Genomic DNA, 7,372 nt, shown 5'->3' with positions numbered 1-7,372 from the left:
TGTAAGACCCCTTGTAGACGACGAGGTTGATAGGTTCGAGGTGGAAGTGCGGCAACGTATGCAGCTGACGAATACTAATCGGTCGAGGGCTTAACCAAAATTCCTAAGTAATCTAACTTTACGTTGAAGTTTCGTATCTAGTTTTCAGGGAATACTATTCCTGAATCGTATATATATCTTGGAGAGATACCCAAGTGGCTATAAGGGGACCCTCTGCTAAGGGGTTAGACTGCGTAAGTGGTGCGAGGGTTCGAATCCCTCTCTCTCCGCCAGTTCCAAATATATATACACTTTTATGTGGCGGCGTAGCTCAGCTGGCTAGAGCGTACGGTTCATACCCGTAAGGTCGGGGGTTCGAGCCCCTCTGCCGCTACCATAAAACCAAAACACCAGATGGAGGCTTAGCTCAGCTGGGAGAGCATCTGCCTTACAAGCAGAGGGTCGGCGGTTCGATCCCGTCAGCCTCCACCATCTTTACGCCGTTGTAGCTCAACTGGTAGAGCAACTGACTTGTAATCAGTAGGTTGGGGGTTCAAGTCCTCTCGACGGCACCATTTTTATGGTTTAACCTTTTTGTAGCATGGAGCTGTGGTGTAGTGGCCTAACATGCCTGCCTGTCACGCAGGAGACCGCGGGTTCGAATCCCGTCAGCTCCGCCATTTCTTTTACAATTAATGTAGGACATGCTATAAATAATCATTTTGGCTTTGTAGCTCAGTCGGTAGAGCAGAGGACTGAAAATCCTCGTGTCGGCGGTTCGATTCCGTCCAAAGCCATTGAGATGGTTGTATTGCTTTGGCAGTACGGGTATCTCGTATCTGGAGGCTTAGTGAAGTGGCTAAACACGGCAGACTGTAAATCTGCTCTCTTCGAGTTCGGTGGTTCGAATCCATCAGCCTCCATTTTCCCTACGAGTCATTAGCTCAGTTGGTAGAGCACCTGACTTTTAATCAGGGTGTCGTAGGTTCGAATCCTACATGACTCACTTTTATAAGTAAACTCAAGACCGTAGGGTCTTTTTTTTGTTTTTAGGCTATAAGAAAAAGCATCCCTTCAAAAGGATGCTTTTTTGTATGCAGGCCTGTTCAGAGCTTGTCTGCGACAGACTGCATTTTTTGTTCCATGGAGGCGGGCTTGTCGCGGCGATCATCGATTTTGATGGACGTGGAAACACGCGCAGCGCCATGCAAGAAGGGAACCTCGTGGACGGCACGGATGACCTCGAATAAACGGTCTAGGGGGCCTTCCAGGATGGTGCCCATGGGTGTCATTTGAAAGCGGATATCAGTATGACGCTCTAATTCTTTATGGAGGTCAGCGACATAGCCGCTTAGGCTGGTTGTGGCTGTTCCGATGGGGATGATGGTGAATTCAGCAATTGCCATAGGGATACAGGCTCCTTCTTTTTATGTACTTGCTGTTAAGGATAACAATCAGGAGCTAGCAAGGTCAATAATGTAATCAGCTGTTCGTGCTGCTAGGGCCATTACGGTAAGCGTAGGGTTGCCTCCACTGGAGGTGACGAATACGCTAGCATCGCAAATGAACAAGTTAGGTATGTCGTGACTCTGTCCATATGAATTAACTACGGATGTCACAGGGTTATTCCCCATCCGACAACCACCCATTAGATGTTGTGTATCTGGAACGGTATAGGCGATCTCGCCACCAGCGGCCCGGAGAATCAGCTTCATATTTTCAACAGCATGATTAAGGAGTTTGAGATCGTTCTCGCAGTAATCAAAGGTCAGGGATGCCAGGGGCATACCGTATTCATCTTTTTCATCAGAGAGGGCTATGTGATTGTTCCAAGCAGGCAGCACTTCACCTACCATTTTGAGACGACCATAATAGTTGTAATCTTGCATAGCTTGTCTGAATGATGAGCCCCATAAAGGGGCATCTGTGGCTTTACGAATACCTTCTGCCATTTCAATAGGCCTAGAGCCATGAGCGTGCAAGGTATAGCCGCGGACAAAGCCTCTACGTGGATCAGTTTCATAGAAATCTTGGGTGGACGCTAGCACGGGAGTTCCTTTGTACAAGCGAACTTCCTCTTCAAACTTAGCATAAACGTCGTTACTGCTATGTGTCATTATCGCCCTGCCAACCCAACCGCTGGAATTTGCCAAACCATTAGGGAACAGAGGTGTAGCTGAATGTAGGAGCAGGCGAGGTGTCTCTATCACATGCGCGCAGAGGATGACGGTTTTGGCTCGTTGGCGATAGGTAACACCTTCATGGACAAACAGAACGCCGCAGGCATGCCCATAGTCATTAACTTCAATTTGAGTGACTCTGCAGTCCGCTAGAATTTCTGCACCAGCCTGAACGGCTTTAGGAATGTGCATAATCAAGGTGCTAAATTTGGCATTAGTCATACAACCTTGTAGACAAAAACCGCGATTGGTGCAAGAGGAGCGGTCTTCTAGTGGCGTAGATAGGATGGCTAAAGGTGTAGGTGTAGATTGGATGCCAAGAGATTTGCAGCCTTTGTGAAATAAGACAGCATTGGGGCTAAGCGAATCTAAAGCTGGAAAGGGATAGGGACCTTGAAAGTTCCCCCATGGGAAGTGCTTCGGGCCGGATACGGATACTTCTTTTTCAATTCTCGTGTAATATGGCTCCAAATCTTTGTAATGTATGGGCCAATCTTCTCCAACGCCATCGATAGCCTTTGTTTTGAAATCAGACTCATGAAATCGCAGAAATACACCAGTAAAGTTCTGAGTGCCTCCTCCAATCCCCATACCTGATTGATGCTTGCCTGTAACGAAAGGCTGAGCAGCATCCACAAGGCGCGTATCCTCCCAACCTAATCGTTTCATGCTGAGCTCATCACTAGCGAAATCCCTCTCTGGATCGCGCCACGGTCCCGCATCAATGACAACGACTCCAAGTCCTGCTTCACTGAGTTCCTTGGCTAGAACCCCTCCAGCAGCGCCAGCTCCTACGATGACAATATCCACGGTATCATTTTCAAAGCGCCACTTCATAGTCATTTCACAGCCTCCCAGGACTCTAATTCACCAGGACTGTTAAGTGTGTACCCGCGTGGATAAGCAGGTCCTCCAAAACCAATTTCGGACCAAACCAAAGGATGAGCATAGTAAGCTTCAATACTTAGTTGAAGAAGCTTTTGAAACAAGATTTTCTGAGGGATACCTTCCAAATTTGTCGTTGGTGGATAGCTGTCGTTGCTGATCTGAAGCATGATGCTGCGTTGGTTCGTCTCATCCAATTGAAAGAATGGCTGACTATTCGCAATCCATCCCGTTTCATCAATGGCTTTAAGACCTTGACGGATAAGAGTTCGAATCGGAGGTGCGTCCGCTTTTCTGTTTCCTTCACCTTTATTGTTAGCTAGTACTTGATCGATATGGCTAATGATGTATTGAATGATTTCTCCACGATGATCATCCATAAGCAGGGAACACCAAATACGCAGATTTTCGGCCTCAACGAATGTTAAATAGCCATACGCCTGCTCACGAAGGAGGCGGCCCGTCACAATAGATCTGGTGTGGGCATCCCATTCCTTGCTTTCTTCCATGACATCATAAGTTGGGTAATGATTATGATTTTTCATGCTTATCACCTCCATAGTTACGAGAATAAATTCGAAATAAAGTGCTACTACAATTATTTCCAATTCCACGGAGAATATGAGACTAGCTATGAGGATGTTGATTGAAATCACAAAATGAAACAATTGGCATCATTGCCAATGTCATGGATGTTAGGAAATATTTTAGGAATGAAAGTCTTTTCATTACCATGGTAATCTTGTACTAGTAACTGAGAAGTTTTCCATTTTAGCCAATTCAATTCACCCAAGAGAGCATGTACAGGAGGAAATACAATGTTAAAGAGTCTTGCACAACGCACATTAGGAATCACTGCTGCGATCACGATCGCCTTATCAGCTACAACAGCTGTTTCCGCGTATGCCGCAAATGATGATATGGATGCCGTTTCTTTAGCCAAAAAAATGGTGGGTGTCGATTACGCTAAAAGTAATGAAGCACCGTCTGCCGGATTTGATTCGTCTGGACTGATCTATTATGTCTATGAAACGCTAAATTACACAGTACCTAGAACTTTAGCAGCGCAATTCAACATGAAATCAACGAAAATTACAAAAATAGATAAGGCAGAACCAGGGGACATTTTGTTCTTTGGGAGTGGTTCAAAACCTTCTTTTGCTGGGATCTATGTGGGCCAAGGCAAAATGGTTATGGCATCCCAGAGCAAAGATGAAGTTATCACTCGCAATGTTAGTGAACTTAAGGGCAGCTTCATTGGCGGAAGAAGTATTCTTTCCTCTAAGGATCGTTTGAAAGCAGAACTGATTTTGACAGCTCAGAAATATCTTGGAGTTCCCTATGAATTTGGTGCCAAATATGGTCAAACCAAAACCATGGACTGTTCTTCTTTTACCAAAACAGTGTTCGCTGCTTATGGAATTACGTTGCCGCGTGTATCGCGTGACCAAGCTAAGGAAGGCGTTTTCGTTAGCAAAAGCAATTTGCAAACCGGGGACTTGGTTTTCTTTACAACGGTTGACTCCGGTAAAAACATTGGACATGTAGGGATTTATGTTGGTAACGGCATGATGATTCATACGTACGGTGAAGGTGGCGTGAAATTCACATCTATTAATAAAGATTGGTGGGCTGATCACTACGTAACAGCTCGTCGCGTAATCAAATAGCACTTCTTACATAAGGGCCCTCAAGTCAATCTGACTGGAGGGTTCCTTTCCATTCACAGCAATAGGCAGACATATGATACAATAGAGAGAAAAATATAGAAGATGCTATAGGCAATAAGGAGTGAAGGCAGATGATTTGGGAGCATGTCAAAGAGCGATTGGAAGCGGTCTTACAGTCGCCAATACAGATAAGCCTGATACCTGAGTCCGATTGGCACCAGCTTGTGGAGGATCAGGGAGAGCGCCACGAAGGATTAAGTCGAAGCGTGATCCGGGGCCAGGAAGTTCTTTTTTTCGTTTCAATGGAGCATAAAGAAGTTCGTGTCCTGCAGATGGATGGGAGTAAACTTACTACATCAGAACGCAAGCTTGTTGAACTAACGATTGAATCCAAACAAACCTTAGAGAAGAAGCAATTTGGTTCGTATCTGTCGGAAGATGAAAGAAAATCTAACCAATTAAGAGAATGGCTGCTGCAGCAAATGGAACGTGGCACGAGTCATGCTGAGTTGCCAGATGCGCTTGCTTCGCAGTCATCATTGTACTCCACCAAAATTCCATTGCTGTTATATGGAGACTATCCTCAGAATCAGCGTGTTTCCTATACGGAGCTTAAAAAGCTTTTGGAATCATTTTTTGAAGCCGAAATTATTCTTATTCCTTTATTGGAAAAGGAGTGGTTGATCCTCGCACCAGAGGTCCTTATTACTAGCGGTAGTGAGGAACGTGATGGAGACGAGGAAGAGAGTGTTGAGCAGACGCTCGATGCACTAGGCTCAGGTTTATATGAGATGTTGGCAAATGAATGGGTAGGCGAATGCCACTTAGCGATTGATTTCCCTGTAAAACCAGCGAAGTCTATGTTTGCTACGGTGCTTAAGCTGCGCGAGACCATTATGCTGGGTAGATCCTTCCATGTAGGCAGTTTTATTCATTTGCGTTGGGAACTTCGCTTAGAGAAGTTGCTGCACCTCATTGAGGAAGAAGAAAAAACTGATTTCCTAGAGCAGGTGCTCCGCGGCACGGATCATGTGCTGGATAGCGAGACGGTAACGACGCTGGAGCATTTCTTTACACTCGATTGTAATGTTAGTGAAACAGCGAAGAAGCTTTATATTCATAGAAACACGTTGCTCTATCGGTTGGACAAGTTCAAGAACGAGACCGGACTGGATGTTAGAACGTTTAATCATGCGGTTTTGGTACGTCTGGCCTTGCTATTGTACAAAGTAACGAAAAGAAAGTGATTTTTTTGTAGGGATTGTGCATAGTCAGTCCGCCGTTCGTAGGGTAAGATGTGTATATAGAAATGTTGAAAAATAAAGCAGTTGAACGATAAATTGTAGGGGGAATGAAATCATGGCAGGCGTACGTTTAAATCATATCGTTAAAAGATATTCTGGTGCAGAAGAATCAACAGTTAAAGATTTCCATCTTGAAGTTGCTGACAAAGAGTTCGTAGTACTTGTTGGTGCATCCGGTTGCGGAAAATCCACAACTCTTCGTATGATCGCAGGCTTAGAGGAAATCACTGAAGGTGAACTTTACATCGGAGACCGCCTTGTAAATGACGTAGCTCCAAAAGATCGCGATATCGCGATGGTATTCCAATCCTACGCTCTTTATCCGCATATGACTGTTTATCAAAACATGGCATTCGGATTGAAACTTCGTAAATTCAAAAAAGCTGATATCGATGCTCGCGTCCGCGAAGCAGCGAAAATTCTAGATATCGTTCACTTGCTTGATCGTAAGCCAAAAGCTCTTTCCGGTGGTCAACGTCAACGTGTTGCCTTGGGTCGTGCGATTGTTCGTGAGCCACAAGTATTCTTAATGGATGAGCCGCTTTCCAACTTGGATGCGAAACTTCGTGTACAAATGCGTGCGGAAATTACTAAATTGACAAAACGTCTTGGTGTTACGACAATCTACGTAACGCATGACCAAATCGAAGCTATGACAATGGGAGATCGTATCGTTGTTATGGATAAAGGTATCATTCAACAAGCTGCTACACCTGAAGAAATCTACAACTTCCCAGTTAACATGTTCGTTGCGGGCTTCATTGGATCCCCATCCATGAACTTCATGTCCGGAACATTGGCTGCTGAAGGTGGCGGTGTATTCTTCAAAGCTGGTTCCGTAAACGTTGAAGTTCCAGCAGGTAAAGCACAAGTTCTTAAAGACAAAGGATTTGTTGGCAAAGAAGTGATTCTGGGAGTTCGTCCAGAAGATATTCACGAAGAGCCAGTATTCTTGGAAGCTTCCCCGAACACAGTATTCAACGTTAACGTTGAATTGACTGAGAACTTGGGTCACGAAATGTACTTGTACTTGAACGGTATCGGCGCTAACACAGTAATCGCTCGTGTTGACGGTCGTTCCGGAATCAAAGAAGGTACAAACGTTAAATTGGCACTAGACATGAACAAAGTTCATTTCTTCGATAAAGAATCCACACTTTCCATCTTGGTTAACCCTAACCTATAAGGATTGTACTGAAAGGCCAGCCGTTATCGGCTGGTTTTTTTGTTTATTTTGAGCATCATGAAACACAGTAGTTGATTTCAACTAGGTATTCCATTACGATGAAACTATTGGAAGCCTGCGTGCGTGCTACAAAGGCAAGCACATGGTACATAAGCAAATTCGAAGGAG

At 44.8% G+C, this 7,372-nt stretch carries 6 protein-coding genes, 8 tRNA genes and 1 rRNA gene; 12 read left to right on the top strand and 3 right to left on the bottom strand.

The genetic code is table 11. The features are described from left to right. The 9 genes from AC58QM_RS26120 to AC58QM_RS26080 all read left to right on the top strand — a co-directional run. Positions 1-98 (top strand): 23S ribosomal RNA (locus tag AC58QM_RS26120); the annotation flags it as partial. Positions 99-180: 82 nt separating this feature from the next. Continuing rightward, positions 181-272, top strand: a tRNA-Ser gene (locus AC58QM_RS26115). Between the two features lie 27 nt (positions 273-299). Beyond that, positions 300-376 (top strand) — tRNA-Met (locus AC58QM_RS26110). Positions 377-395: 19 nt separating this feature from the next. Next, a tRNA-Val gene (locus tag AC58QM_RS26105) sits at positions 396-471 on the top strand. A 7-nt stretch (positions 472-478) separates the two neighbouring features. Continuing rightward, positions 479-554 (top strand) — tRNA-Thr (locus AC58QM_RS26100). 28 nt (positions 555-582) lie between these two features. After that, positions 583-659 (top strand) — tRNA-Asp (locus AC58QM_RS26095). A gap of 44 nt (positions 660-703) precedes the next feature. After that, a tRNA-Phe gene (locus AC58QM_RS26090) sits at positions 704-776 on the top strand. A 44-nt stretch (positions 777-820) separates the two neighbouring features. After that, a tRNA-Tyr gene (locus AC58QM_RS26085) sits at positions 821-902 on the top strand. 10 nt (positions 903-912) lie between these two features. Continuing rightward, positions 913-985: transfer RNA gene (locus tag AC58QM_RS26080), tRNA-Lys, on the top strand. A 100-nt stretch (positions 986-1,085) separates the two neighbouring features. On the opposite strand, the gene AC58QM_RS26075 is transcribed toward AC58QM_RS26080, so the two are convergent. From AC58QM_RS26075 to AC58QM_RS26065, 3 genes are read right to left on the bottom strand one after another with little or no spacing between them, the layout of a single operon-like run. Further along, positions 1,086-1,385, bottom strand: a complete 300-nt coding sequence (locus AC58QM_RS26075; RefSeq protein ID WP_310502443.1) for an MTH1187 family thiamine-binding protein — start codon at positions 1,383-1,385, stop codon at positions 1,086-1,088. Positions 1,386-1,433: 48 nt separating this feature from the next. Further along, positions 1,434-2,996: a GMC family oxidoreductase gene (locus tag AC58QM_RS26070; RefSeq protein WP_497287741.1), complete on the bottom strand. Its 1,563-nt coding sequence runs from the start codon at positions 2,994-2,996 to the stop codon at positions 1,434-1,436. 2 nt (positions 2,997-2,998) lie between these two features. After that, positions 2,999-3,589, bottom strand: a complete 591-nt coding sequence (locus AC58QM_RS26065) for a gluconate 2-dehydrogenase subunit 3 family protein (RefSeq protein ID WP_497287730.1) — start codon at positions 3,587-3,589, stop codon at positions 2,999-3,001. Positions 3,590-3,862: 273 nt separating this feature from the next. On the opposite strand from AC58QM_RS26065, the gene AC58QM_RS26060 reads away from it, so the two are divergent. The 3 genes from AC58QM_RS26060 to AC58QM_RS26050 all read left to right on the top strand — a co-directional run bounded on the left by AC58QM_RS26060 (position 3,863) and on the right by AC58QM_RS26050 (position 7,204). Continuing rightward, on the top strand, positions 3,863-4,714 hold the full coding sequence (locus tag AC58QM_RS26060; protein ID WP_497287729.1) for an NlpC/P60 family protein: 852 nt from the start codon (positions 3,863-3,865) through the stop codon (positions 4,712-4,714). Between the two features lie 131 nt (positions 4,715-4,845). Next, positions 4,846-5,961: a PucR family transcriptional regulator gene (locus tag AC58QM_RS26055; protein WP_497287728.1), complete on the top strand. Its 1,116-nt coding sequence runs from the start codon at positions 4,846-4,848 to the stop codon at positions 5,959-5,961. Between the two features lie 112 nt (positions 5,962-6,073). Then, entirely contained in the window at positions 6,074-7,204 is a 1,131-nt protein-coding gene (locus AC58QM_RS26050; protein WP_310502438.1) for an ABC transporter ATP-binding protein, read from the top strand. The last annotated feature ends 168 nt before the right edge of the window (positions 7,205-7,372 follow it).

Source organism: Paenibacillus sp. J22P165 (genome assembly GCF_059692015.1).
This window is presented reverse-complemented; position numbering and strand designations above follow the sequence as displayed.